Genomic DNA, 26,041 nt, shown 5'->3' on the forward strand with positions numbered 1-26,041 from the left:
GTGGAAGGACGCTTTACAGCACGGTCGGCGGCGGAGTTGCGGTGACCGCTGTCTTCTTCGGCGGTGCCTTGCCGATCGCGCTGCTGGTCGTAGGCGTGGCGCTGATGGTCGTTCTGGGAATAGTGGCATGCGCACTACTCGGCAGGGGAGATGATCGGACCCCGTTCGAGCGTCTGATGTTCCTGCTCGGTCTGTTACTTGGTGATCCCGAGGGAATGCTGCTTGATATGCATAGAACCGGCTATAACAACAGGATTCGGGCGTCCCTTTCGGCGGTTGACAGCCCAGCCAAAGATGAGGCGTCGGGTTGACGGGGGAAACGCCCTCGCTGTCAGAGCCACCCCATCCGCTGAGCCGTACGGATGGCTTCGAGCCGGTTCTGGGCGTTCAGCTTGGTCATCGCGCTGGACAGGTAGTTGCGCACAGTGCCCTCAGTCAGGTGCAGCTCAGCCGCGATCCGCGCGATCGTGGCCCCGTCGTCGGCCAGGCGCAGGGCGTCCCGTTCCCGTTCGGTGAGGGGGCTGTCGCCCGCGGCCATGGCCGCCGCCGCGAGTTCGGCGTCCAGGTAGCGGCCGCCCGACTGCACCTTGCGGATCGCCATGGCCAGTTCCTCTGCCGAGGCGTCCTTGCCGAGGAAGCCGCTCACCCCCGCCGCCATCGCCCTGCGCAGGTAGCCGGGCCGACCCAGGCTGGTCAGGATGACGATCTTGCACATGGAGCTGATCTGCTCCGCCGCGCTCAGCCCGTCCATGCCGGGCATCTCGATGTCGAGTACGGCCACGTCGGGGCGGTGTTCGACGACGGCGGCCAGCACCTCGTCGCCCCGGCCGACCTGGGCGATCACCTCGATGCCCGCCTCCAGGTCGAGCAGGGCCGCCAGGGCGCCGCGGATCAGGTGCTCGTCGTCGGCCAGCAGTACGCGCGTCGTCATGCCGGAACCGCCGCCCTGAGCAGGTAGGCGCCGTCGTCCGTAGGCGCCGCCGACAGCGTGCCGCCCGCGGCGCTGAGCCGCTGCGACAGGCCGCCGAGCCCGTCCGGCGCGTGGTCGCTCACCGGCCCGTCGACCCCGTCGTTGGACATCTCCAGCACCCCGTCCTCGATCGTTATCGTGCAATGTCCGGCTTTGCTGTGCTTGAGGATGTTGGTGGCGCCTTCGCGGACCACGGTGGCCAGCAGCGTGCGGGTCTCGGCGGTCAGCGAGCCCGTGTCCGTCCGGACGACGCAGCGTACGTCCGCCGCCTCCAGCACCGCCCGCACGCTGGCCAGGACCTCGTCGAGGTCCACGGCACGATAGTTCTGCACGGTGGACCGCACCTCGCGCAGCGTCTGCCTGGCCAGGTCGCGTACCTCGAACATCTCGCCCGCCGCCGCCGAGGGATCCTCGCGCAGCGTCTGGGAGGCGGCCCCGGCCCTGGCCGAGATGTCGGCGAGGCTCTGGCCGAGCAGGTCGTTCAGGTCGCGGGCGAAGCGCAGGCGTTCCTCCGACACCGCGAGCCTGGCCCTGGCCTCCTGGCCCTCGTGGGCGTCCCTGGCCACGCGCCACAGCCACAGGTTCACCCGGACGCCGCCGGTGATGAGGGCGGTGAGGATGGTCTGGACGAGGAGGACCTCGATCTGGAACCCGGCGGCGAGCGTGACGTACGCGTTGAGGACCACGATCGACCCGGCGGCCAGCACGATGATGGTGCGCCTGCGGACGAACGGGGCGAGCATTCCCAGAAACACTGGGATCGCCCAGACCAGTGCTAAGACGGCCAGGGGCAGCGTGACGACCCCGGCGACCACCAGGATCACGGTCGGCCGCGGGCCGCCCCTGACGGCGATCCTGAACGCGCGAGTGGCCAGCCCGAGCAGGACGAGGAGCAGGACGGCCGCCGTTATCACCAGGGCCGCGGGAATGCCCGCACTCCACTGGACGTACAGCTGGTAGAGCCCGAGCAGGGCGAGCAGGTTGGCGATATCGGCGGTGTAGACGATCAGCCAGCGCACCTTGTCGAGCCGGCTCGCCCGCCGAAGCCGGCCGCTCACCGCCCTCATGCGGACACCGCCGCCCGCAAAAGGAACTCGCCCGAGGGTGTGGCGGCCGTCGTGAACGAGCCGCCCGCGGCCGACATGCGCTCGGCCAGGCCACGGAGCCCGCTCCCGTCCGGGCCGCTGGTGGCGGGCCCGCGCACGCCGTCGTTGCGCATCTCCAGCACGCCACCGTCGATGACGATCGCGCAGCGCGTGGCCGTACTGTGCTTGAGCACGTTGGTGCCTCCCTCGCGCACCGCCCAGGCGAGCAGCGTACGGGCGGCGGGGGACAGGTCGTCGGTCCTGGCCTCGATGACGCACCGCGCGCCCGCCGCCTCCAGCGCGGCGCGCACCCCGGCGAGCTCCTCGTCCAGGTCGAGCACCCGGTAGCCGTCCACGGCCACCTGCACCTCGGCGAGCGATTCGGCGGCCAGGCGGCGTACGTCGGCCATCTCGGCCGCCGCCTTGCCCGCGTCGATGGTGGCCAGTTTGGCGGCCAGTTCGCTCTTCAGCGTGAGGACGGACAGGCTGTGGCCGAGCAGGTCGTGCAGGTCGCGGGCGAAGCGCAGCCGCTCGTTCGACACGGCCAGGGTGGCCTTGGCCTCCCGGCTGTCGTACGCCTCCCTGAGCGTCCACCACAGCCAGCGCCAGAGCTTCATGGTGCCGGGCAGCAGCACGGCGGACACCGTGAGGGAGAGCACAAGGGTCAGCCACGGCTGGTCGCCGACCGCCGACACATAGAAGGTGGTCAGCGCGACCAGCGCGGCGCCCACGCAGACCGTCGCCCACAGCGGGACGTAGAGGGCGAGGGCCGAGAGAAAGAAGCACCCGGCCATCTCCCACGACCCGGTGGCGCCGGAGGACGGCGCGAGCGCCACCGCGCTCGCGGAGAACAGCCCGCACGCGACCAGCTTCGCGGTGGGACGTGGCCGGTCGTCGTAGGCGTCGCGCAGGATCAGGGGGAGGAACGCCAGCGCGGCCAGGGCGCACACCTCGATGGCCACCGCGTGCGCTACGGAGATCCGCCCCTCGCCGGCCGAGGTGAGGACCAGCATCGAGAGCATGAAGCCCATCACGGCGAACGTGGCGTCCATCCAGTAGAGGAGGATCTTCTTCGCCGTCTCCGGACGGGTCGCCATCTCACCCCTCTCGCCGACAAAAGCCACGTTGCTCAGAAAATCCTATGGCCGTCGCGGGGGCGGTGGGGTGGGGCAGGGGCATTCTCCGGGTGTCGTCCATTGTGTGGTGGTACGTAAGCGGATAATGAGGCTTATGAAGTTGCGGATCTTCACTGAGCCCCAGCAGGGTGCCACCTACGACGACCTGCTCACCGTCGCCCAGGCCACGGAACGGCTGGGTTTCGACGCGTTCTTCCGGTCTGACCATTACATGCGCATCGGGGAAGGGGAGCCGGGGCCCGGGTCGACCGACGCCTGGCTCACGCTGGCCGCGCTGGCCAGGGAGACCTCCACGGTCAGGCTCGGCACACTGGTGAGCCCGGCCACGTTCCGGCTGCCGGGGCCGCTGGCCATCAGCGTCGCGCAGGTGGACCAGATGAGCGGCGGCCGGGTCGAGCTGGGCTTCGGCACCGGCTGGTTCGAGGAGGAACACCGCTCGTACGGCATCCCGTTCCCGCCGGTGGGGGAGCGGTTCGGCCGGTTCGAGGAGCAGCTGGAGATCATCCTGGGGCTGTGGACAGCGGAGAAGGGCTACTCCTTCGAGGGCAGCTACTACCGGCTCGTCGACTCCCCGGCGCTGCCCAAGCCGATCCAGCGCCCGCACCCGCCGGTCATCATCGGCGGGGTCGGCGCCAAGCGCACGCCCCGGCTGGCGGCCGCCTTCGCCGACGAGTACAACGTGCCGTTCAGGACGCTGTCCGAGACGAGCGAGGCATATGCCCGGGTGCGGGAGGCGAGCGCGGAGACCGGCCGTACCGTGCTCCTGTCGGCGGCGCAGACCGTCTGCGTCGGCCGCGACCAGGCCGAGATCGAACGGCGCGCGGCCGCCATCGGGCAGGATCTGGCCGGGCTGCGCACGGGCGGACTCGCGGGAACCCCGGCCGAGGTGATCGACAAGATCGGCCAGCTGGGCGAGCTCGGTGCCGAGCGGGTCTACCTCCAGGTCATGGATCTGTCCGACCTCGAACACCTCGAGCTGATCGCGGCCGAGGTACTGCCACACGTCTGACATAACCGTTAGCGCCCCTTTGTTGGACTGCGGCACACTTGGCCCGTGCTGCTGACCATTACGACCACCGCCACACCCGCCACCGACCTGGGCTTTCTCCTGCACAAGCATCCTGATCGGGTGCAGGAGTTCGACCGGTCGTTCGGCACGGCCACGGTCTTCTATCCGGAGTCGGGCGAGGGGCGCTGCACGGCCGCGCTGCTGCTCGAGGTCGACCCGATCGCGCTGGTCCGGTCACGCGGCAAGAACTCGCCCGACTTCAGCCTGTCCCAGTACGTCAACGACCGGCCCTACGCCGCCTCCTCGCTGCTGGCCGTGGCCCTGGGCGACGTCTTCCGCACCGCGCGGGCCGGGCGCTGCAAGGCCAGGCCGGACCTGCCGGGCCGGCCGATGCCGCTGGAGATCCGGCTGCCGGCGCTGCCCTGCCGCGGCGGGCCCGAGCTGGCGGTCCGGCTGTTCGAGCCGCTCGGCTGGACCGTCGAGGCGAAGGCCGTACCCCTGGACGAGGGTTTTCCCGAGTGGGGCGACTCGCGTTACGTCCGGCTGACGCTCAGCGGGACCGTCCGGCTGGCCGACGCGCTCAATCACCTGTACGTGCTGCTGCCCGTGCTCGACGACGGCAAGCACTACTGGATCGCGCCCGACGAGGTCGACAAGCTGGTCAGGGCCGGTGAGGGCTGGCTGTACGGGCACCCGGAGCGCGGCCTGATCATGCGCCGCTACCTGGGCCGCCGCTGGGCGCTGGCCCGGACGGCGCTGGCCAGGCTGGCCGAGCTGGGCGACGAGACCGAGGAGCAGCTGGAGCCCGCGGTCGACGAGGACGCGGCGGCGGGGGAGACCGCGGCCGACGAGGCGGCGGCCGTGGAGGCCGCGGCCCAGGGCGACGTGCCGGAGGTCAAGCCGAGGGCGCTGAACGTCAGGCGGCGCGAGGCCGTACTGGAGACCCTGGAGGACCTCGGCGCGACCAGCGTGCTCGACCTCGGCTGCGGGCAGGGCGAGCTGGTCGGCGCGCTGCTGGCCAGGCCCAGGTTCGCCAGGGTCGCCGGGATGGACGTCTCGGCCATGGCGCTCACCATCGCCGCGCGCAAGCTCAAGCTGGACCGGATGCCCGACGGCAAGCGGGCCAGGCTGACGCTGTTCCAGGGCGCGCTCACCTACACCGACAAGCGGCTGACCGGCTATGACGCCGCCGTGCTCATGGAGGTGGTCGAGCACGTCGACCCGCCGCGCCTGGCGGCGCTCGAACGCGTCGTGTTCGGCCACGCCCGGCCCCAGCACGTGCTCGTCACCACCCCGAACATCGAGTACAACCCCCGCTACGAGTTCCTGACCGGACTGCGCCACCGCGACCACCGTTTCGAGTGGACCCGCGCCGAGTTCGCCGTGTGGGCCGAGCGGGTGGCCGAGCAGTACGGATACCAGGTCACCTACAAGCCCGTCGGCGACGACGACCCCGAGGTCGGGCCGCCCACCCAGATGGGAGTGTTCACCCGATGAGCCCGATCAGCGTTCCCGAGCTGTCCCTCGTGGTGCTCGTCGGTGTGTCGGGCAGCGGGAAGTCGACGTTCGCCGCCAAGCACTTCAAGCCGACGCAGGTCATCTCGTCCGACTTCTGCCGCGGCCTGGTCGCCGACGACGAGAACGACCAGTCGGCCACCCCCGCCGCCTTCGACCTGCTGCACCACATCGTCGGCGTACGCCTGGCCAGGGGGCTGTTCACCGTGGTCGACGCCACGAACGTCCAGTACCCGGCCCGTCGCAGCCTCATCGAGCTGGCCAAGAAGCACGACGTGCTGGCCGAGGCGATCGTGCTGGACACCCCCGAGGAGGTGGCGATCGAGCGCAACGCCGGCCGCCCCAACCGCGACTTCGGGCCCGGCGTGGTGATCCGCCAGCGCAAGGACCTGCGCCGCTCGCTGGGCAAGATCTCCCGCGACGGCTTCAGGAAGGTGCACGTGCTGCGCGGCCTGGAGGCCATCGAGAACGCGGAGCTGTCGTACGAGAAGGCGTGGAGCGACAAGCGCGAGCTGACCGGCCCGTTCGACGTCATCGGCGACATCCACGGCTGCCGTTCGGAGCTGGAGACGCTGCTGGAAAGCCTGGGCTGGCAGATCGAGCGCGTCGAGGGCAAGGCGGTGACCGCTCAGCACCCGGCCGGTCGTACGGCGGTTTTCGTCGGCGACCTGGTCGACCGTGGCCCCGACACGCCGGGTGTGCTCCGCCTGGTCATGGGCATGGTCGCGGCCGGCACCGCGATCTGCGTCGCGGGCAACCACGAGGCGAAGCTGGTGCGCGCGCTGAACGGCCGCAAGGTCAAGGTCGCGCACGGCCTCCAGGAGTCGCTCGACCAGCTCGCCGCCGAGCCGCCGGAGTTCGTCGAGCGGGCCCGTACCTTCATGGAGGGCCTGATCAGCCACTACCGGCTCGACGGCGGCCGGCTCGTCGTCGCGCACGCCGGGCTCAAGGAGGCCTACCACGGCCGCGCGTCGGGCCGCGTCCGCTCCTTCGCCCTATATGGCGACACGACGGGCGAGACCGACGAGTACGGCCTGCCGGTCCGCTACCCCTGGGCCGAGGAGTACCGCGGCCGGGCCATGGTCGTCTACGGCCACACGCCCACGATCAAGGCCGAGTGGGTCAACAACACGATCTGCCTCGACACCGGCTGCGTCTTCGGCGGCACGATGACCGCGCTGCGCTACCCGGAACGCGAGCTGGTCTCCGTCCCCGCCGAGAAGGTCTGGTACGAATCGGTCAAGCCGCTCGGCGGCGGGCCCGCCCGCGACCCGGGCATGCTCGACATCGGCGACGTCCAGGGCACCAGGCACATCGAGACCCGGTTCGGCACCCGCGTGAAGGTGATGGAGGAGAACGCGGCCGCCGCCCTGGAGATCATGAGCAGGTTCGCCGTGGACCCGCGCTGGCTGGTCTACCTCCCGCCGACCATGGCCCCGCCCGAGACCTCCGCGCTCGACGGCTACCTGGAGCACCCGCACGAGGCGTTCGAGGAGTTCGCCGCCGCCGGGGTGAGCGAGGTCGTGTGCGAGGAGAAGCACATGGGCTCGCGGGCCGTCGCCGTGCTCGCCAGGACCCCCGAGGTGGCCGCGGCCCGGTTCGGCGTGACCGACGGCTCGGCGGGCGCCGTCTACACGCGTACCGGTCGTCCGTTCTTCGACGACATGGCGCCGCTGGTGGACCGGCTGCGCGAGGCGTGCGAGCCGCTCTGGGCCGAGCTCGGCTCCGACTGGGTGGCGCTCGACTGCGAGCTGCTGCCTTGGTCGGCCAAGGCGGGCGAGCTGATCAGGAGCCAGTACGCCTCCGTCGGCGCGGCGGCGCGGGCGGCGCTGCCCGAGGCCATGTCGGCTCTGGAGGCGGCCGCCGGGCGCGGGCTGGATGTGGGCGGGCTGCTCGCCCGCACTCGACGCCGCACCGACAACGCTGCCCTGTTCCGCGACGCCTATGCGCGTTATTGCTGGCCGGTCGACGGCCTGGAGGGGGTACGGGTGGCGCCGTTCCAGATCCTGGCCTGCGAAGGCCGGGCCACGGCGCTGGAGCCGCACGCCTGGCACCTGGCGAAACTCGCCCTGCTGGACTCGCCGCTGATCACCCACACCAGGCACCTGTTCGTCTCCCTCGACTCGCCGCGGGCGCGGGCCGAGGCGGTCGAGTGGTGGTCGTCGCTCACGGCGGCGGGCGGCGAGGGCATGGTGGTCAAACCCGCTCAGTACGTGGCAGGGCGGGTCCAGCCCGGAGTGAAGGTACGCGGCCGCGAATACCTGCGGATCATCTACGGCCCCGACTACACCGAGTCGCTCGACGTCCTGCGCAGGCGCTTCCTCGGCAAGAAGCGGTCCATGGCGCTGCGCGAGTACGCGCTCGGCCTGGAGGCTCTGTCGCGCTTGGCCGACGGCGACGCGGGCTGGCGGGTCCACGAGCCGGTTTTCGGGGTACTCGCCCTGGAATCCGAGCCGGTGGACCCTCGGCTCTAGTTTTTGAGTAATCATGGCCGTACGTGGAGTGACTACGGGTAAATCCCCATTTCGGGGAGGAGGCCCGCATGGCTACTCAGTCCGGCCACCAGGAGAACCTCGGCCACGTCGTCTTCATCACGGCGGCGGCGGCCATCGGCGGGTTCCTGTTCGGCTACGACAGCGCCGTGATCAACGGCGCTGTTGTCGGCATCCAGAAGTACTTCCACGTCGGCCCGGTGGAGATCGGGATCGTGGTGGCCATCGCGCTGCTCGGCTCCGCCATCGGCGCCTGGATCGCGGGCCGGCTGGCCGACTGGTGGGGACGTACCAGGACCATGCAGGTGGCGGCCATCCTCTTCTCCGCCAGCTCGATCGGGCAGATGCTGCCCTTCGCCCTGTGGGACCTGGCCTTCTGGCGGATCCTGGCGGGTATCGCGATCGGGATGGCCTCGGTGCTCGGCCCGGCCTACATCGCCGAGGTGTCGCCGCCTGCCTACCGGGGCCGGCTCGGTTCGTTCCAGCAGCTCGCGATCGTGCTGGGCATCGCGTGCTCGCAGCTGGTCAACTACGCCTTCGTCCGGCTGGCGAAGGGTGACGTCAACAACCCGCTGTGGGGCCTGCAGGCCTGGCAGTGGATGCTGGGCGCGTGCGTCGTGCCCGCCCTGCTTTACCTGCTGTTCGCCTCGACCATCCCTGAGTCGCCCCGGTACCTGATCGCGGTCGGCCGGATCAGGCAGGCCCGCATGGTGCTGGCCGAGGTCGAGGGCGAGCACGTAGATCTGGACGCCCGGGTGGCGGAGATCCACCAGGTCCTCAGGACCGAGGAAAGGACCACGATCAAGGAGCTGCGCGGGCCCGCCCTCGGGCTGCTGCCGATCGTCTGGATCGGCATCGCCCTGTCGGTCTTCCAGCAGTTCGTCGGCATCAACGTGATCTTCTACTACTCGTCGGTGCTCTGGCAGTCGGTGGGCATCACCCAGGCCAACTCGCTGCTGATCAGCTTCTCCAGCTCGGTCATCAACATCATCGGTACGTTCATCGCGATCTCGCTGGTCGACAAGATCGGGCGCAAGCCGCTGCTGCTCATCGGCTCGGCCGGCATGGCCATCGCGCTGGGCACGGCCGCGTGGGCGTTCTCCTACGCCCGCGGGCTCAGCCTGCCCGCCCCGCAGGGACCCATCGCGCTGGTCGCGGCCAATGTGTTCGTCCTGTTCTTCGCGCTGTCGTGGGGTGTCGTGGTGTGGGTGCTCCTGGGGGAGATGTTCCCCAACCGCATCCGGGCCGCCGCCCTGGGCGTGGCCGCCTCGGCGCAGTGGATCGCGAACTGGGCGATCACGGTGACGTTCCCGGCCCTGGGGAAGTGGAACCTGCCTCTCACGTACGCCATGTACTCCTTCTTCGCCGTGCTGTCGTTCCTGTTCGTCGCCAAGTTCGTCAAGGAGACCAAGGGGCGCAAGCTGGAGGAGATGGGTTAGCGTCCGGTGCGTGATTGACGACGTGCTCGGTCCCTCGGTCGAGGTGTTGTTCTGCGGGATCAATCCCGGGCTGATGTCGGAGGCCACCGGTCATCACTTCGCCCGCCCCGGCAACCGGTTCTGGCCCGCGCTGCATCTGTCCGGGTTCACGCCCCGGCTGCTCGCCCCGGCCGAGCAGCACCTCCTGCCGTCGTACGGGCTGGGCATCACGAACGTGGTCGCCCGGCCCAGCGCCAAGGCGTCGGAGCTGACCCGTGAGGAGCTGATCGAGGGCGGAGCCCGGCTGGCCGGGCTGGTGGCGTCGGTGCGGCCCCGGGCGCTGGCCGTGCTGGGGATCTCGGCGTACCGGACGGCTTTCGCCCGGCCGAAGGCGCGGATCGGTCTCCAGCCCGAGCCGGTGGGCGGCGTGCCGGTGTGGGCGCTGCCGAACCCGAGCGGCCTCAACGCCCACTGGACCCTGGCCGGCATCGCCGCCGAATTGCGGCTGCTGCGCGAGCACATCGGGTGGCCTTCGCGCAACTCTTGACGATCTCAGAGCTCGCTCCCTACTATCGGGTAACTCTTTAATGATCAACGCAATCCCCGTTTACGGTTCAACCACTTCCAGGTAGGCGGGAGTGGGCTTCGCCGTAGCCTCGTAGGGAAATATCGCATGACAGATGACTATGACGTCGTCATAGTCGGCGCAAGCATTTCCGGGTGCGCCGGCGCGATACTGTTCGCGAATCTGGGAGCTCGCGTCGCGCTCTTGGAAAAGCATTCCGGCATGGACGCGTACAAGGTGTTGTGCACCCATACGCTGCAACCGAGTTGCCTGCCGGTCATCAAGACGCTGGGCCTGCTGCCACTGCTCGAAGAGGCCGGGGCGCACCGGCACGTCACCCACCTGTGGACCCCCTGGGGCTGGATCGAGCCGCGCCCCGCGCCCGGCGCGGAGCCGCTTCCGCACGGACTCAACATCCGGCGCCAGACCCTGGACCCCTTGCTCAGACGGCTCGCCGCCGAGACACCGGGAGTCGACCTCCGGCTCGGCCAGAACGTCAACGGGCTCCTGGAGGAGGACGGCCGCTTCACCGGAGTCCGCGTCACCGCCAACGGCGTCGAGACCCGGCTGACGGCGCGGCTGGTCGTGGGCGCGGACGGGCGCAACTCGACCGTGGGCGCACTCAGCGGGCTGCCCGTCAGGCTCAGCGCCAACAACCGGCTGGGCTTCTTCGCCCAGTACCGTGGCCTGCCGGACGACGCGCCGAGCCGGGTGTGGTTCCTCGACCCGGACACCGCCTTCGCCTTCCCCAACGACAACGGCGTCACCGTGATCTCCTGCTCGCCCAGCAAGGAACAGCACAGCTCCGCCTTCCGCGCCGACCTCGAAGGCAGCTTCGAACGGTTCGTCCGCGCCCTGCCCGACGCGCCCCGCATCGACGAGGCCGAACGCGTCTCCAAGATCGTCGGCACGCTCGACCTGCCCAACGTCTACCGCAAGCCGTACGGACCGGGGCTCGCCCTGGTCGGCGATGCGGCCCTGGCCACCGACCCGCTGTGGGGAGTCGGGTGCGGCTGGGCGTTCCAGTCCGCGCAGTGGCTGGTGGACGCGGTCGGGGGCGCCGTGGCGAGCCAGGGCGACGTGTTGCCGGGCCTGGCGGAATACGGCAAAGCGCACCGCGCGGCCCTGGACAGCCATCACAAGCTGATGGAGGACTATTCGGCCGTACGGCCGTTCAACGTCTTCGAGCGGCTGCTGCTTTCCGCGGCGGCCCGCGACGCCGGAGCGGCCAGGCATTATTACGACTTCGCCTCCCGGCTCATCGACGTCAAACAGTTCGCGTCACCGGGCTCGCTGCTGCGCGCGGCGCGGGTCAACGCATTCCACCGCCTCCGCAACGGCAAAACGAATTCGATTTGAGGACGCCCGTGACTTCTCGTATCGCCGTAGTAGGAATGGCATGCCGTTTTCCCGACGCCGCCACCGCCGGTGAGCTGTGGGACAACGCGCTGGCGGGCCGCAGGTCGTTCCGGCGGCTGCCCCCGGAACGCATCCGGCTGTCCGACTACTGGTCCGCGGACCGTTCGGCGCCCGACCACTTCTACACGACCGAGGCGGCGCTGTTACGCGACTGGGAGTTCGACCGGCTGCGCTTCAAGGTGGCCGGTACGACCTTCCGCAATACCGACATGGTGCACTGGCTCGCCCTGGAGGTGGCCGCCGAGGCGCTCGCGGACGCCGGGTTCCCCGACGGCAAGGGCGCGCCGCACGAGACCACCGGCGTGGTCATCGGCAACTCGCTCACCGGCGAGGGCCAGCGCGCGGCGGGGATCAGGCTGCGCTGGCCGTACGTACGCCGCATCGTTGCCAACGCCCTGGAGGGCAAGCTGGACACCGAGCAGCTCACCGAGCTGCTCGGCCGGATGGAGCACGACTACAAGGCGCCGTTCCCGGTGCCCGACGGCGACTACCTGGCCGGCGGCCTGTCCAACACGATCGCCGGACGCATCTGCAACCACTTCGACCTCAACGGCGGCGGCTACGCCGTCGACGGAGCCTGCGCCTCGTCGCTGCTGGCGCTCACCACCTCCTGCAACGCGCTGGTCTCCGGCGACCTCGACGTCGCGGTGGCCGGCGGGGTGGACATCAGCATCGACCCGAACGAACTGATCGGCTTCTCCAGGGCCGGCGCGCTCGCCGTCGACGAGATGCGCGTGTACGACCAGCGGTCCGCCGGTTTCTGGCCTGGTGAAGGCTCCGGCATGGTCGTGCTGATGCGCGAGGAGGACGCCGTCGCCAGGGGCCACCGCATCCACGCCCTCATCGCCGGCTGGGGCGTCTCCTCCGACGGAGCGGGCGGGATCACCCGGCCGGAGTCCGATGGCCAGCGGCTCTGCCTCGACCGCGCCTACGAGCGCGCCGGGTTCGGCATCGAAGAGGTGCCGTACTTCGAAGGGCACGGCACCGGCACCGCCGTCGGCGACGCCGCGGAGCTGGAGACGATCTCCGAGGCGCGAAAGGCGGCCGCTCCGGCCGCGCGGCCCGCAGTCATCGGCTCGATCAAGGCGAACATCGGCCACACGAAGGCGGCCGCCGGGATGGCCGGCCTGATCAAGGCGGTCATGGCGGTCAACAGCGCGGTGCTGCCGCCGACCACCGGCTGCGAACGGCCCCACAAGATCCTCTCCGGCGACTCCCCGGCCCTGCGCACCCTCCGCAAGGCCGAAGCATGGCCGCAGGACGCGCCGCTGCGCGCGGGCGTCAGCGCCATGGGCTTCGGCGGCATCAACACGCACGTGGTGATCGAGTCTCCGCGCCGGCGCCGCCCCCGCCTGGACGGGCGGACCCGGACGCTCATGAACTCCCCCCAGGACGTGGAGCTGTTCTGCCTGGACGCCGACTCACCGGCCGACCTGCGGCAGGAGGCGGAGCGCCTAGCCGAGATCGCGGTCGGCCTGTCCCGGTCCGAGCTGCCCGACCTCGCCGCGTACCTGGCCAGGAAGATCGGCCGCAGGCCGAGCCGCGCCGCGGTGGTCGCCGGCACGCCCGCCGCGCTCGCCGAGCGGCTGCGGCAGGTCGCCGAGCTGGCCGGGCAGGGCACGGAACGGCACCTCGACAGCGCGGCCGGGGTCTTCCTCGGCACGCTCGGCGAGCTGCCGCGCATCGTGCTGATGTTCCCCGGCCAGGGCTCCGGCACCCGCGCCGACGGGGGCGCGCTGCGCCGCCGCTTCGACTCGGTCGACGAACTGTACGAGATGGCGGCCCTGCCCACCGGCGGCGACCAGGTCGAGACGGCCGTCGCCCAGCCGCGCATCGTGACCGCCTCGGTGGCCGGGCTGCGGGTGCTGTCCGAGCTGGGCGTCGAAGCCGGGACCGCGGTCGGCCACAGCCTCGGCGAGCTCGTCGCGCTGCACTGGGCCGGCTCGTTCGACGAGGCCGCGGCGCTGCGGATCGCCGCCGCCCGGGGACGGGCGATGAGCGAACTGTCGGAGAGCGGCGGCGCGATGGCCAGCGTCACCGCGGACCACGACACCGTGGCCGCGCTGCTCGGCGACGATCCCGTGGTCGTCGCCGGCCTGAACTCCCCGCGCCAGACCGTGGTGTCGGGCCCCGCCGAGGCGGTGACCCGGGTCGTCGAGCGGGCCACCCGCCAGGGCCTGCCGGCGGTCAGGCTCCCCGTCTCGCACGCCTTCCACTCGCGGCTGGTCGCTCCGGCCGCCGACGTCTTCGCGGGCCGGCTGGCCGAAGAGCGGCCGGAGCCCGTCGGCCGGCACGTCATCTCGACCGTGACCGGAGCGCCGGTCGTCGGCGAGCCCCTCGAACTGCTGCGCGAGCAGATCACCGCGCCGGTCCGCTTCATCGAGGCGCTCACGGTGGCGGCCAAGGACGCGGACCTGCTCATCGAGGTGGGACCCGGGCTCGTACTGACCCAGCTGGCCCGCGACATCGTCGACGTTCCCGCCGTCGCCACGCGTACGGACGACGACTCCCTGGCCGGCATCCTGCAGACGCTGGGCGCGGCGTTCGCCGTCGGCGCCGGGGTGAAGGTCGGGGAGCTGTTCGAGGACCGCTTCACCCGCGCCTTCGACCCGGCCGCCACCCCGACCTTCATCACCAACCTGTGCGAGGTCGTCCCGGAGATCGACTCCGCCCTGCTGGTCAGCGCCGCCGCTCCCGCGTCGGCCTCCTCTTCCTTGGACGAGCCCACCGGAGACCCGCTCCTCCTGCTGCGCCGGCTGGTCGCCGAGCACGCCGAGTTCCCGCTGGAGTCGGTGCAGGCGGACAGCAAGTTCCTGGACGACCTGCACCTCAGCTCGATCGTGGTGGGCGAGCTCGTCGGCGAGGCCATGCGCCGGCTCGGGCTGTCCGAGCCCGCCGCGCCCACCGGGTACGCCACCGCGACCCTGGGCCAGGTCGCCGAGACGCTGGAGCAGCTGGTCGCGACGGGCGCGGCCCCGGCCGAGGACGCCGAGACGGCGGCGGCCCGCATCGTGCCGCCCGGCATCGCGCCCTGGGTGCACAGCTTCGCCGTCGGGAGACGCGACAGCACCCCGTCGGGGCGTACGGCGCCGCGCACCCAGGGCACCTGGCAGGTCATCGGTGAGCATCTCGCCGCCGACGCCGTCCGGACCGCGCTCGAAGCGGCGGCCACCGGCACCGGCGTCCTGGTCATCCTCCCCTCGGGCCCGCGTGCCGAACGGCTGGCGGTGCTGCGCGCCGCCGCCGAGGCGGTGCTCGCGGGCAAGGAGGTGACCCGCTGCGCGATCGTCCAGGAGGAGCCCGGCGGGGCCGGCTTCGCCAAGAGCCTGCACCTGGAGGCGCCCTGGGTCGCCACCACCGTCGTGACGCTCCCGCTCGACGCGGCCGAGGCGCCCGCGTGGATCACCGCGGAGGTCACCGCGACCGACCACTTCAAGGAGGTCTTCTACGACGCCGACGGCATCGGTACAGAGCCCGTCCTGACGCCGGTGGAGCTCGCCGGCACCGAGCTCCCACTCGGCCCCGACGACGTGCTGCTCGTCACCGGCGGCGGCAAGGGCATCACCGCCGAATGCGCGCTGAGCCTGGCCAAGGAGACCGGCACCCGGCTGGCCCTGCTCGGCCGATCCGATCCGGAGGAGGACGGCGAACTCGCCGCCAACCTGGAGCGGATGGCGGCGACCGGAGTGACCGCCCGCTACGTGCGCGCCGACGTCACCGACGCGGCGCAGGTGGCCGAAGCGGTCGCCGCGATCGAACGACACCTCGGCAAGGTCACCGGCATCCTCCATGGAGCCGGTGGCAACGTGCCCAAACTGCTCGGGGAACTCACCGACGCCGACTACGCGGCCACGATCGACCCCAAGGTCGGAGGGCTCGAAGCGGTACTCGCGGCCGTCGGCACGGACGCGCTGAAGCTGCTGGTCACGTTCGGCAGCATCACCGGGCGGGCCGGGCTGCGGGGTGAGGCCCACTACGCCATAGCCAACGAGTGGCAGAGCGACCTCGTCGAACGGCTGGCGCGCGAGCTGCCGCACTGCCGGTGCCGGGCCGTGGAGTGGTCCTTGTGGTCGGGTGTCGGGATGGGGGAGCGGCTCGGCTCGGTGGAGAACCTCGCCCGGGTGGGCGTCACCACCATCACGCCCGACCAGGGGGTGGCCATGCTCCGGGAGCTGATCGCCGACCCCGGCGCGCCCGTCGTCACCGTGGTTACGGGCCGGTTCGGCGAAATGCCGACGGTGACCTTCAGCGCCGGCTCTGAGAGGGGTGACGATCTGCCACTGCTGCGCTTCCTGGAGCAGCCGCGCGTCTACTACCCCGGCATCGAGCTGGTGGCCGACTCCGAGGTCGGCTGGGCCAGCGATCCCTACCTCGCCGAGCACGTCTTCGGCGGCGGAGAAGGGGCGGTCGTGCCGGGCACGGTGGGCATGGAGATCATGGCTCAGGCCGCGGCCGGCCTGCTCGGCACGGATACCGTGCCGGTTCTGGAGGACGTCGAATTCCTCCGGGCCATCGTCGTGACCGAGGACGCTCCGGTGACGGTACGGGTGGCGGCGCTGCGTACCGGGCCGGGCCGGGTCGTCACGGCGGTTCGTACGAGTACGACCAAATTCCAGATCGACCACTTCCGGGCGGTCTGCGACTACTCCGGCGCCCAGCCGGAGGCCCTTGGGCTCACTCGGCCCGGTGATGTGACGCTGCCGCCGCTGGCCTTCGACCCCGCGACGGACCTCTACGGGCCGATGCTCTTCCACGGCCCGCGCTTCAAGCTCGTCGAGAGCGTCCACCGCACCGGCGCCCAGCACGTCACGGGCCGGCTCCTCGCGGGCACCGGCTCCTCCTGGTTCGGACGGTATCTCCCCGACCGGCTGCTGCTCGGCGACCCGGCCGCCCGGGACGCCTACATGCAGCCGATGCAGACCTGCGGGCCGACCGTACTGGCCATCCCCGCGGGAGTGGAGCGCATCGTGCCGGGCCCGTCGACCGGCGCGCAGCCGACCGACGTCTACATCCGGCACCGCTTCGACGACAAGTGCTGGGACATCGAGGTCACCGACCGCGACGGCGACGTCATCGAGACCTGGCAGGGCTTCCGGACGCAGCTGGTCAGCAAGTACGAGGTGCCCCGCGAGTGGGTCCCCATGCTGCTGGGCTCGTACCTGGAGCACGTGCTCATCGAGCAGAACCTGGCCGGCCGCGTCCTGTTCGACACCGACGGCGACGGACTGGAGCGGCGGCAGGCCAGCCGGTTGGCCATCCAGAGGCTGTTCGGTGCCGAGGCCGAGGTCGTCTGGCGCCCGGACGGCAAGCCGGAGGTACTGGGCGGAGAGACCGTGTCGATCGCGCACTCGGCGGGCGTCACCATGGCGACGACCACTCCGGGGTGCGATCTGGAGACGGTCACGCCCCGGAGCAGGCAGACCTGGTCGACGCTGCTCGGCGCCGACCGGCTCGCGCTGGCCGAGGCCGTCGCGGACGAGACCGGGGAGGACTTCGACACCGCGGCCACGCGGATCTGGACGGCCGCCGAGTGCCTGGTGAAGGCGGGCCGGCCGGTGGACGCCGCGGTGACGTTCGACTCGGCGCGGGAAGGCGGCTGGGTGGGGCTGGTCGCCGGCGATGACCGGATCCTGACGATGTCCACCAGGCTGCGCGGTGTGTCGGCCCCCGTCGTACTCGCGATCCTGGCCGCGACCGACCCGAACGCCGGCAAGGCGGGAGAGCTGCGATGACCGGGGACGCGTACGAATACCGGCACGTCGTGGGCATCGAGGACACCGACCTGCTCGGCAACGTCAACTACGTCAACTACATCCGCTGGCAGGGCCGCGCCCGGGAGATGTTCCTGCGGGACTTCGTCCCCGACGTGGTGGCCGGGTTCGCCGACGGGGTGCGCCTTCTGACCGTGAGCTGCCACTGCGACTACCTGCGGGAACTGGCGGTCTTCGACGAGGTGGTCATCAGAATGCGGCAGGGAGAGCTGGGCCAGACCCAGTCGGTGATGACCTACGAGTACTGGCGTCAGCTCCCGGACGGAGGCGAGGAACTGGTCGCCACCGGGGAGCAGCGGATCGCCTGCGTACGTCCCGACGAGAACGGCCACCTGGTTCCGGCCCGGATTCCGGAGCAGATGCGGCGCCTGCTCGAACAGGTACGCAGCCCGCGCCGCTGATCCTTCGAAGGGAATGACCATGCACGCTGTTTCCGCCACCGCCCGCTGGACCGCGGCCGCCAGGGCGAAGGAGTCGGGACGCGAAGACGCGCTCTTCACCGACTACCTGGCCGAGGAACTCGCCGGAGAGGAGGGCGCGACCCTCTTCGCCCGCTACGACAACCCGGGCGTCGGCGAGTTCATCGCCATCCGGACCCGCTATCTGGACGACGTGATCTCCGAGCGCTCCGGCCTCGGACAGGTCGTGCTGCTGGCGGCCGGCCTGGACACGCGCTCCGTACGGCTGCCGTGGCCTCCCGAGACCATGCTGTACGAGATCGACCAGGCCGACCTGCTGGAGGAGAAGGACAAACGGCTCGCCGAACTCGGCGCCCAGCACCGCTGCGCTCGCCGGGCCGTCGGCGCCGACCTGACCGGCGCCTGGCCGCAGGCGCTTCGGGAGGCCGGCTGGGATCCGGCTGCGCCGACTCTGTGGGTGGTGGAGGGGCTGCTGTTCTACATGCCGGAGCCTGACGCTCGCCGGTTGGTGGAGCTTGTCGCGGAGATCACAGCTCCGGGGAGCGTGCTCGCCGGGGATCTGCTCAGCCACCAGTCGATGATCAGTGCGTTCTCGGCGGAAGGGTTGCGCAGGCTGACGGAGGACGGCTGCCCGTGGCTGTTCGGCACGGACGAGCCGGAGGAGTTCCTGTCGGGGTGCGGCTGGCGGGTCACGGAGCTGAAGACCCCCGGGGAGGAGGGCGCCTCGTACGGCCGGTGGCCGTGGGATCCGCCGCTGCCCCGGGACGTCATGGGCTTCCCCCGGAACTTCCTGTTCATCGCGGACCGCTGACCAGCATGGTCGCGCGATGGTCGCTGAGTGATCGTTTCGTGATCGTGTGATCACGTTCGGTGCCGACCATTTGCGCCCGTAGGTACCCTTGGCCTGTGGCGGGTGCCTCTGACCAGCCACGAAGCACCATTCCCCCCTCAGATCACGGGCCGGTGCGGCTGCCATCACGTTGAGTTCGCAGCGTTCAAAGTGTCTCCTCAGCCGCCCCAACTGATAGGAGACTTGTGTTCAAGGCAATCAGCAGGCGATCAATGGCGCTGGCCACCCTCATGGCTCTAGGGCTCGCACTGATCACCACCGCCACGGCCGCTGCGGGCGTGAACCACGCCGCCATCATCGGAGGTAGGGACGCGACGGAGCCCTACTCGTTCATGGCGTCCTTCCGGCTGAGCGAAGTGCCCAACCACCACTGCGGCGGTGCCCTCATCGCCGCCGACTGGGTCGTCACCGCCGCCCACTGCAAGGGACTCATGAAACCCGGCGAGACCCGGGTACGCATCGGCTCCCTCGACCGGGACAAGGGCGGAGTCGTCGCCCGCGTGAAGCGGATCGTCACCCATCCCGACTGGAGCGGCCGCGACTCGAGCGGGGAGCGCAAGGGCGACCTGGAGCTGATCCAGCTGGACCGGCGAGTGAACCTCGCGCCCATCCGCATCGCCGACAGCCCCGGCCGAGTGGGCGACCCGAGCCGGGTCATCGGCTGGGGCATGACCTGCGAGAGCATGGCGAGATGCGAGAACGGTTCCGAGAAGCTGCAGGAACTCGACACCGTACGCGTATCCGACAACCGTTGCGTCGACCTCAACAGCGGCACCGAGCTGTGCACCAGCGACAGCGCCGGGCGCGCGGCCAGCGCCTGCCACGGTGACTCCGGCGGCCCGCAGATCCGCAAGATCGCCGGCCGATGGGAGCTGATCGGAGCCACCTCGCGCGACGGTGACGACGTGGACGAGCGGATGGGCGGCGGCGCCGGCTGCTCCACCAACCCCGATGGCGGGCCGGGGGTCGGCGTCTGGACGGACGTGACCCACTACCGCTCCTGGATCACTCGCACCATAGAGGCGTGACCCACTAGGACGGTGATCCCCCTCTATGGGGGGCGGGCTCCCCCGAGCGGGGGAGCCCGGACGGCTCTCGTCGCTGGCACAGTCATCGCCTATGAGGACGATGGGTTACGCGGCCATGGGCTGGACCGGGCTTTACGTGGTGTCGAAGGTCTTCTTCGCCTTGGAGGGGCGGCTGGGGGTCACGGGCGGCCCGCACGTCTCGCCCGAGAGCTATCAGGGCTACGGGCCGGGCGAGGTGGCGTCGGCTCAGTGGGCCAACGCCGGGAGCGGGCTGCTGATCATCGTGTTCCTGCTGGCCGCCCAGGTGCGTTTCGACAGGTGCTGGCCGCGTGTGGTCCTGCTCGTACTGCTGTGGCTGTGCACCGCCATGGCGGCGGCGGGGGCTGTCGGGATGCTGGGCGGCGCGCTGCTCACCGACCGCGGTGGCGCGGTCTTCGGCGGCTATTGCGCGGTCTGGGCCGTGCTCCTCTTCCTGGCCACGCGTGACCTTCAGCGTCGCCCTCTCCGGGTCGTGACATGAGGCGCGGGGCCCCGGTTGGTCGCTAGCGTTGTAAAGCGGTTATAAAGATCCGGCCCTGGAGATGTCGCTCGATGTGTGTGCCCGAAACCACCCTGTCGGCGTTCCGGGGGCATTGAGGCGGGCCGTGTTGCCGCTCGTCAGACTGGATCTTGCTCTTATCGGACGCACTCCATCGTCCTGGGGCTCCAGATGTTACAGATAATGTGTTCGTCGGCCATGGCCGACCCGGTGCCCGCTGGGAGCGCTCCCGGCTCGACGAAGACCTTCTTCCCGCGTCCCGAGGACCCGGACGCGGCTTTACGCGCGGCCGTGGAGGAGGCCGTGAGGCGCAACGAGGCGGTTCCCGTAGAGGCGGCCTTCACGGAGACGTCACGTACCTGGGCTTACCCGGACCGCCATCTGGTTACTGAGTCGTATTCCGGCCCGGCCCAGCTCAAGCAGGGCGACGGCTCGTGGCAGTGGATCGACACCTCCCTCGTCGAGCAGAACGGGGTGCTACGGCCCAAGCGCGCCAAGGGCGGCGTGCGCCTGTCGACCGGCGGCACGCAACCTTTCGCGACCATGAAGCTGGGCAGGGACCGTTCGTTAGGGCTGTCCTGGCCGACGACGCTGCCACGCCCTCAGATCAAGGGCAACGTAGCCACGTACGTAGGAGCCGCCGGCCCATCGGCGGACTTGGTGGTGACGGCTTTAGCTACCGGATTCCGGCACGACATCGTGTTACGCGAACGGCCGACCGGAGCGGTCGAGTTCCGCATCCCGGTCCAGGCACGCGGGCTGGACCTCAAGACGACCAAGTCGGGTGGCCTCTCGCTGACGGCCGCCAAGGGCAAGCAGGTGGCGTCCGCTCCGACGCCGCTGATGTGGGACGCGGCGACCGACAAGCCGAGCGCTGAGCACCCTGGCCGCCAGGCGAAGATCAAGACGACGGTCGAGGGCAAGGACGCATCGACCGTACTTGTGCTCAAGCCGGACGCGGAGTGGCTGGCCAACCCGGCCACACAGTATCCCGTCACCGTGGACCCCACGACCACGCTCGGGGTGAGCCAGGAGGTCGGGATCAGTTCTCCTAGCCTCCAGTCGTCACCGGGGTTCGTCCGCCGAACGCAAGTGAACGCAAGCGATCGGATCACCCGCGCGCTGATGGCCTTCGACACCGCCCCGATCTCAGGGCGCCACGTGGTCAAATCCACCATGCAGTTGATGCTGCGTGAGGACGCCGTCAACTGCAGTGCTTTTCAAGGGATCGTCGCACAGCGCATCACCGCGCCGTGGGTGGCCGACAATACCTTCTGGGGTAACCAGCCCTCCACCACACCGGAGGGCCGCTCCACCATCGACCCCTGTGCGCTGCCGCGCACGGCCGGCGCCGTGTGGAGCTGGGACCTCACCAACATGACCCAGCAGTGGGCCTCGGGCGCCGCCAACAACGGCCTGATGCTGAGCCTGACCTCGGAAAGCCCTGTCCCCAAGAACTTCATCGAGGACTTCCTGTTCTGGCCGTTGATGTTCAACCAGAACGTGCCCAAGCTAAGCGTGGACTGGGTGCTCCCGCCGGAGATCCCCACCGTCTCCGCCGAATCAATCGACTCCATCAGCGGCAACGACGCCATCGCACGCAGCACCAACGTCAAGGTCACCTACAAGTCCAGCGTCCCGGAAACGGCGAACCTGGACTACACCGTGACGGTCAACGACTCCACCATGCCTCCTCCGGCCGCCCAACTCCCCACCGGGGAAGCAGCCTTGTGGAAGCTTGATGAGACCTCCGGCACCACCGCAGCCGACTCGACCGGCAAGGGCTTCAACGCCAGCCTCAGCGGAACCTACAGCCGCACCCCCGGTCAGCTCGGACAGGCGGTCAAACTGTCTCCCGGTGGCCTGATCAGCACCGGCAAACCGGTCCTCAACACCAACCAGAGCTACACGGTGACAGCCTGGGCTCGACTCGACGCCACCGCCACCGACCAGGCCGTCCTCGCACAGCAGGGCACCCAGCTGCCGGCCTTCACCATCGGCTACAGCGCCTCCGGTGCCGCCGACATGGACCAGCGGTGGATGTTCACGCTGATGGAGGACGACAGTCAGACCAGCATCAAGCCGGTGCCCGTCTTATCCAAGAACCTGGCCAAGACCGGCCAGTGGCAGCATCTCGCTGCGCAATACGACGCATCCGCGCACAAGATGCGCCTGTACATCGACGGCGAACTGGCTGCCGAACGCGACCACACCGTCGACTGGAATGCCCGCGGTGCCTTCGAGATCGGCCGCGGTGTCGTTTTGGTAGATGGCGCGACCTTCGACGGCGCCATCGACGACGTACACACCTACCAGCGCGTGCTGACCGCCGACGAGATCCGCTCCCTGGTCGGCGTGCCCAGCACCACCACCCACAACAACATCCCTTCCGGGCAGACGCTGGACAAGGTGTTCACGCTGGACAACCCGGCCAGCTTCAAGTTCGTGGTCAAGGCGTGCCGCAGCGGCGTCGTCCCGCCGTCGTGCAACGAGAGCCCGGCCTACCGGATCACCTCGGACGCGCCGATGCTGCCGAGCGACACCGAAACCGGCATGGCCGACCCGACCCAGCCGATCTTGTCCGGCATGGTCAACCGGCCGTCCGGCGGCGCGGTTTTGGCCAAGTACTACCTGTATGACAACACGGGCGCACCGGTCGGTTCGGCGCCGCTTGGCACCCGTACGGTCAACGGGGGCGAGCGAGCCTCGTTCCAGGTGCCCGCGAATACCGTGCAGCCTGGGCGTACGTACAAGTGGCAGATGGTCGCCTGTGCTACAGGGCCTGGCTCGTCTGACCCCGGCCCTGATCCAACACCCAACCCGACGCCGACGCCGACACCGACGCCCACCCCAACGCCGACTCCGAATCCGACGCCAAGCGGCTTGGTTGCCGCCTATGGCATGGACGCGGGCACCGGAACCGCCGTCGCCGACAAGACCGGCACCAACAATGGCACCTCCAGCAGCACCTCCTGGGTGGCCGGCAAGTACGGCAAAGCCCTGTCCTTCAACGGCACTTCCAGCTGGGTCACCGTCAACCACTCACCCTCGCTGAAGATGAACAACGCCCTGACGCTGTCGGCCTGGGTCAAGCCCAGCGCCGCCGATGGCTATCGCACCGTCATGGGCAAGGACAACGCGACGCTGGACGATCTCGGCTACGGCCTGTACGCGTCCAACGGCTCCAAACCCATGGGTCTGCTGGCCACCGACGGCGATCTCGAAACGGTCCCAGGAAGTGGATCGCTGCCGGTCAACACCTGGAGCCACCTCGCCGTCACCTACGACGGCACCACCGCCCGGCTGTACGTCAACGGCAGCCAGGTAGGCCAGAACCCCGTCACGGGCAATCTGCTCGACGACGGCGGCGCCTTCCACATCGGCGGCAACTCGATATACGGAGAGTATTTCAAGGGCGCGATCGACGAAGTACGCGTCTACAACCGCGCCCAAGCCGCCACCGAAATCACCACCGACATGAACACCCCACTGGGCGGCACGACTACCTTGGCCGACAGGGCTCAGCCGCCATCGACAGCGGCGGCCACGACGTCGGACGGATCAGGCAGTGAGGTCTGTACGTCCAAGACCAATGCCGTCAACTTCACCACTCCTGGAACCCCTACGCCAGAGCCGGACGAGGATGTCCGACACTTGACGCTGGGCAAGGACGGCTTCGTCATCAAGACGGGCAGGACGGACCCCACCGCGTGTGAGGGTAACCCATGCTCACTTGCCGATGGCGACAAAATTCAGGTCGGCGGCAGTGGTACCGACAAACTGGCGTCCGTCGTCGGTCTCAAGTTGGATGAGGTCCCGAACGGATCAACATTCACCACGGCCATGCTTAAGCTGGGCAGCGCGTCCTGTTCCTCGGGAACGTGTCCCCCGGACACGGTCATAACGGCGGCACCGCTTAAGAAAGAGGTCACCGGGAGTACCAAGGGGTCTGAACTCATCGGAAACGTCGACACGGCAGCAAAGAACTACACGCTTCCGGTGACCGCCCCTGAGGCTGACATAGCCGACGGCGATTACACCTGGTACATGCTGACCTCCAATCGCGAGGAAGCCGTCACTTTCGGTGGGCCATCCGCTGCCGAGCAGATCTCGCTCGCGATCACTTATTCCCTTGCTCGCCCGCCCAGCAAGATCATAAATCTGGCCGTTCAATCAGGCGACAGCGGCATCATCGCCAGTTGGGGCCTACATGAGGAGAACGGAGGTCCTCTACTGCTGGACGGGTACGACGTCGAAGTAATCGATGCTGGCGGCGCAACAGTTCAGGCCATCAGTGTAGCGATCCCCACCGTAGCGATCGGCGGCCTGACCAACAAAACAGCCTATACGCTCCGAGTTCGATCACGAACGGCCGTCGGCGTTAGCGGTTGGGAGGCCGCCACCGCCACTCCCAAGGCCGCCCCACCGCCGCCAGCGAACACGCATGACTGTGTGTTGGAGAACAATCAGCAGAAGGCCACTGCTGCGGACGATTCTGCGGTACCAGCGTACAAGGACCGGATAGAAGACTACTTCGCGACGCAGGATGCTGTTTTAGAGGGGCGAGCGGACACGGTCTGGAATGCGCCTGGAGTAGTGGCATCATCGCCTTCCACCGCGCAACTCTCATTGCTCAATGAAATGCTTGTGGGTCAGCGCCAGTTGTTGGAACAGGGGCGGATCACACGAGCTGATTCCACGACCACCGTCGACAATGTAGTCGTGCAACCGACGGTGGACGGCGGTGCCCGGGTGACCGCCAGAGTACACCGCAAATGGAAGGAGACTTCTGCGGATGCGACTACTGCGCAGAAGACGTCCTCGACGGAATCAGGGCCATCAGGCCAAGTAGAACCAGACGAAGCGACGATCTCGATCTTCGTGTACGACAGGTGCGGGGGCCTGACCATCATAGAAGCGCCGATTCCCGCTGGCCAGGATTCGACGGATTTCAATGACAGTGCCTGCTCCTCTATGGTCGATGGATCTACGGCCACACTGGCCGCCGCCTGCCCGATCGACCAGAACGTCTCTGGCGGCTCTTGCATCGTGAAAGACGGCCTTCCGTACTTCAGTTATCCTGACAATAATCTCACGTGCGAAATCAACCAATCCCTGGGAAAGAAAGGTTGGTACTTCAAGACGACCCTCTACTCTGAATGGCCTGACGCGGAGGATGAAGGGTCCTGGAAGAAGGATCAGATCTGGAAGATCAAAAAGTTCCAGAATAGAGTGCAACTGTATCCTCAGAGCAGCAACAAGACGTGGGGATGGGGATCGGAATTCGCTAAGGCTCTGGATGAAGGGGCTGAGTTGTACGCCCTCAGCAGCGCCTGCTTCGGCTGGCAGCGCAAAGATTACTCGCAGAGCGCTAACCTCGAGGTCAGCCCCGGGAATATCGGAGACGTCGCCCTTTCTGGTGGCATAACCCTGGCCACCGCGGCTGGCGAAGACTGTCAGAACTACAGCCCTATGGCGAAAGGAAAAATCGGGAACCATAAACTACAGGACGACTACCCGCTCATTGTCGGACGTTGCCCTCAAGGCAAATTGAACGACTGCAAGATCGTCGCATACCGGCACACGCTTACCAGCCGTGTGGCGTGGGATTCCAGGGCGTGGGACCGGCTTGACAACGGAAAGCTCAAAAAGAAGCGCTTCCAGTCGTTCCCCATCACGCACACCCTGTACGTGGAGGCGAGCAGATCCTTCGATTATGGCAACATCAATCCTGAGGTGACGAAGTGCAACGCGAGAGCGCGCCGCTCCTCGCTCGAAGTACAGCCTCTGTAGGCACCGTAGTTTGAGCTCTCGGGAAGCGAAACC

At 69.1% G+C, this 26,041-nt stretch carries 16 protein-coding genes; 13 read left to right on the plus strand and 3 right to left on the minus strand.

The annotated features are described in order from the left end of the window. Window positions 1–41 precede the first annotated feature (41 nt). A complete protein-coding gene (locus AB0B64_RS06590; protein WP_357940852.1) occupies window positions 42–311 on the plus strand; it encodes a hypothetical protein in 270 nt (89 codons plus the stop codon). 20 nt (window positions 312–331) lie between these two features. Here the strand turns inward: AB0B64_RS06590 and AB0B64_RS06595 are convergent, their stop codons facing one another. From AB0B64_RS06595 to AB0B64_RS06605, 3 genes are read right to left on the minus strand one after another with little or no spacing between them, the layout of a single operon-like run. Next, complete coding sequence (locus tag AB0B64_RS06595) at window positions 332–931, minus strand: response regulator transcription factor (RefSeq protein ID WP_357940854.1); 600 nt, start codon at window positions 929–931, stop codon at window positions 332–334. Then, the gene (locus tag AB0B64_RS06600) at window positions 928–2,037 is read right to left on the minus strand and encodes a histidine kinase (RefSeq protein WP_357940856.1); all 1,110 of its coding nucleotides are present in this window, start codon (window positions 2,035–2,037) and stop codon (window positions 928–930) included. The genes AB0B64_RS06595 and AB0B64_RS06600 overlap by 4 nt, the downstream gene beginning before the upstream one ends. Next, window positions 2,034–3,152: a histidine kinase gene (locus AB0B64_RS06605; RefSeq protein WP_358175183.1), complete on the minus strand. Its 1,119-nt coding sequence runs from the start codon at window positions 3,150–3,152 to the stop codon at window positions 2,034–2,036. Before AB0B64_RS06605 ends, AB0B64_RS06600 begins: the two co-directional genes overlap by 4 nt. Before the next feature lie 133 nt (window positions 3,153–3,285). On the opposite strand from AB0B64_RS06605, the gene AB0B64_RS06610 reads away from it, so the two are divergent. From AB0B64_RS06610 to AB0B64_RS06665, 12 genes are all read left to right on the plus strand, one after another. Beyond that, window positions 3,286–4,200 (plus strand): LLM class F420-dependent oxidoreductase, encoded by a 915-nt coding sequence (locus tag AB0B64_RS06610; protein WP_358175186.1) that lies wholly within the window; start codon window positions 3,286–3,288, stop codon window positions 4,198–4,200. Between the two features lie 45 nt (window positions 4,201–4,245). Continuing rightward, window positions 4,246–5,697 carry a 3' terminal RNA ribose 2'-O-methyltransferase Hen1 gene (locus AB0B64_RS06615; RefSeq protein ID WP_358175189.1) on the plus strand — a complete coding sequence of 484 codons (1,452 nt, stop codon included), beginning with the start codon at window positions 4,246–4,248 and terminating at the stop codon, window positions 5,695–5,697. After that, the gene (locus AB0B64_RS06620) at window positions 5,694–8,189 is read left to right on the plus strand and encodes a polynucleotide kinase-phosphatase (protein ID WP_357940864.1); all 2,496 of its coding nucleotides are present in this window, start codon (window positions 5,694–5,696) and stop codon (window positions 8,187–8,189) included. Before AB0B64_RS06615 ends, AB0B64_RS06620 begins: the two co-directional genes overlap by 4 nt. Before the next feature lie 68 nt (window positions 8,190–8,257). Next, entirely contained in the window at window positions 8,258–9,646 is a 1,389-nt protein-coding gene (locus tag AB0B64_RS06625; RefSeq protein ID WP_357940866.1) for a sugar porter family MFS transporter, read from the plus strand. A 10-nt stretch (window positions 9,647–9,656) separates the two neighbouring features. Further along, window positions 9,657–10,172, plus strand: coding sequence for a G/U mismatch-specific DNA glycosylase (gene mug / locus AB0B64_RS06630; protein ID WP_358175192.1), 516 nt, complete (start codon window positions 9,657–9,659; stop codon window positions 10,170–10,172). 126 nt (window positions 10,173–10,298) lie between these two features. Then, window positions 10,299–11,549, plus strand: a complete 1,251-nt coding sequence (locus AB0B64_RS06635; protein ID WP_358175195.1) for an NAD(P)/FAD-dependent oxidoreductase — start codon at window positions 10,299–10,301, stop codon at window positions 11,547–11,549. Window positions 11,550–11,557: 8 nt separating this feature from the next. Beyond that, window positions 11,558–17,341, plus strand: a complete 5,784-nt coding sequence (locus tag AB0B64_RS06640) for a type I polyketide synthase (protein ID WP_358175198.1) — start codon at window positions 11,558–11,560, stop codon at window positions 17,339–17,341. Beyond that, the gene (locus tag AB0B64_RS06645; RefSeq protein WP_357940874.1) at window positions 17,338–17,781 is read left to right on the plus strand and encodes an acyl-CoA thioesterase; all 444 of its coding nucleotides are present in this window, start codon (window positions 17,338–17,340) and stop codon (window positions 17,779–17,781) included. The genes AB0B64_RS06640 and AB0B64_RS06645 overlap by 4 nt, the downstream gene beginning before the upstream one ends. Window positions 17,782–17,800: 19 nt before the next feature. Beyond that, window positions 17,801–18,610 (plus strand): SAM-dependent methyltransferase, encoded by an 810-nt coding sequence (locus tag AB0B64_RS06650; RefSeq protein WP_358175201.1) that lies wholly within the window; start codon window positions 17,801–17,803, stop codon window positions 18,608–18,610. 224 nt (window positions 18,611–18,834) lie between these two features. Continuing rightward, on the plus strand, window positions 18,835–19,677 hold the full coding sequence (locus AB0B64_RS06655; protein WP_357940878.1) for a serine protease: 843 nt from the start codon (window positions 18,835–18,837) through the stop codon (window positions 19,675–19,677). Between the two features lie 91 nt (window positions 19,678–19,768). After that, window positions 19,769–20,197: a hypothetical protein gene (locus AB0B64_RS06660; RefSeq protein WP_358175204.1), complete on the plus strand. Its 429-nt coding sequence runs from the start codon at window positions 19,769–19,771 to the stop codon at window positions 20,195–20,197. A 216-nt stretch (window positions 20,198–20,413) separates the two neighbouring features. Next, window positions 20,414–26,008 (plus strand): LamG-like jellyroll fold domain-containing protein, encoded by a 5,595-nt coding sequence (locus tag AB0B64_RS06665; RefSeq protein ID WP_358175207.1) that lies wholly within the window; start codon window positions 20,414–20,416, stop codon window positions 26,006–26,008. Window positions 26,009–26,041 lie beyond the last annotated feature (33 nt).

The sequence above is a fragment of the Nonomuraea sp. NPDC049129 genome (genome assembly GCF_040648495.1).
Taxonomy (GTDB): domain Bacteria; phylum Actinomycetota; class Actinomycetes; order Streptosporangiales; family Streptosporangiaceae; genus Nonomuraea.